This is a genomic window from Phyllobacterium myrsinacearum, from assembly GCF_002980555.1.
GTDB lineage: Bacteria > Pseudomonadota > Alphaproteobacteria > Rhizobiales > Rhizobiaceae > Phyllobacterium > Phyllobacterium myrsinacearum.
In genome coordinates this window covers 1-372 of the sequence record NZ_PVBT01000024.1, presented here as the reverse complement: position 1 = coordinate 372, position 372 = coordinate 1, and the positions used below count along the sequence as shown (strand labels likewise).

1 other RNA gene is annotated in these 372 nt (G+C 62.4%); it reads right to left on the bottom strand.

The window, feature by feature from the left end:
* An RNA gene (rnpB, locus tag C5750_RS26195) (RNase P RNA component class A) lies at positions 1–347 on the bottom strand.
* Between the last annotated feature and the right edge of the window lie 25 nt (positions 348–372).

The window sequence follows — 372 nt, the reverse complement described above, 5'->3', positions numbered from 1 at the left end:
GCCGGGTTCTGTCGTGGACAGTCATTCATCTAGGCCAGCAATCGCTCACTGGCTCAAGCAGCCTACCCGGGTTCAGTACGGGCCGTACCTTATGAACCCCTATTTGGCCTTGCTCCGGGTGGAGTTTACCGTGCCACGGACTGTTACCAGCCGCGCGGTGCGCTCTTACCGCACCCTTTCACCCTTACCTGATCCCGCTTACGCGGGCCATCGGCGGTTTGCTCTCTGTTGCACTGGTCGTGGGTTTCCCCCCCAGGCGTTACCTGGCACCCTGCCCTATGGAGCCCGGACTTTCCTCCCCTCCGCCCGTCTCCCCCGAAGAGGACGACGACGAAGCGGCGACTGTCTGGGGCAGACCTTTTTCTACGTGCG